This is a genomic window from Escherichia sp. KCJ4928 (genome assembly GCF_004352695.1).
GTDB lineage: Bacteria > Pseudomonadota > Gammaproteobacteria > Enterobacterales > Enterobacteriaceae > ECMA0423.
Map to the genome: position 1 here is coordinate 1 of NZ_SJWV01000472.1, position 870 is coordinate 870.

At 57.0% G+C, this 870-nt stretch carries 1 protein-coding gene; it reads right to left on the reverse strand.

Annotated elements, in window-relative coordinates; genetic code table 11:
- A partial coding sequence (locus E0D98_RS24915; RefSeq protein ID WP_131891375.1) for a type IV secretory system conjugative DNA transfer family protein occupies positions 1-791 on the reverse strand: 791 nt, incomplete at its 3' end.
- Positions 792-870 lie beyond the last annotated feature (79 nt).

Consider the following 870-nt stretch of genomic DNA (forward strand, 5'->3'; position numbering starts at 1 on the left):
CGCCAGCGCGATTTCTGCAGCGTAAATTCAGCATGTGTTTTCAGGCGGCGGACGCGATCGCCAGTGATGAGTTTTTGCCCGTTGCCGGTAACCGTCTGCATCTGCTCTGTGACATCTGGACGTGTGATCATGCCCTGACGCCACAGAAGGGCGTAAAGCATCATGCCCCGGTAATCACGGGTCAGGCGCTTCTGGTTAGCTTCCAGTGTGAGATCTGCGTTGAGGCGCCCTTCCTGCCATCCCTGACGTAAGGCGTTTTCCCATAGTCTGCGTTGTGCCCGGTCTTCCGGCACAACCCGGCCTTCAGTGCCTGGTGTGGCGGTGGTTGAGAGTCCTTTCAGCAGCCAGTCACGCCATCCAGGTGGATTACTGACAAAGCGTTCCGGGCGGAGGATGGTCCAGACACGGGAGGCTGTTCTTATCTGGTCCGGTCTGATGTGTGCAACATCCTGAGCTTCATCGATAACAGGAGGCAGCCAGCCTTCCTTGCTGATGAGAGGCCGGAAATCATACAGGGCATTCAGGGTACTTTCCCGGGCATTCAGTGCCTGAATCAGTTCCCATGAGCGCTGTGCTTTTCCACCACGGAATCCCAGCGTTCTGCCGGCATCCGTGAGCATCTGACGACGGGTATCTGAAATACCATCATCCTGGTTGCCGGAGGGCGTCAGCCATGCACGGATATCCGGGGGCGGTGCGTTTTCTGTCATGACGGCAGAAGAACGGTGATGCTGTCCGGCACAGCCTGTAAGCAGGAGAGCAGACAGCAGGAGACACAGGTGTGTTTTCATTTTTTCTCCGGCGTCATAAAAGACAGATGTAAACGCCCGGCTGACTGCGAGAGTGTTGCCCGCCAGGCAGTCTGGGCTT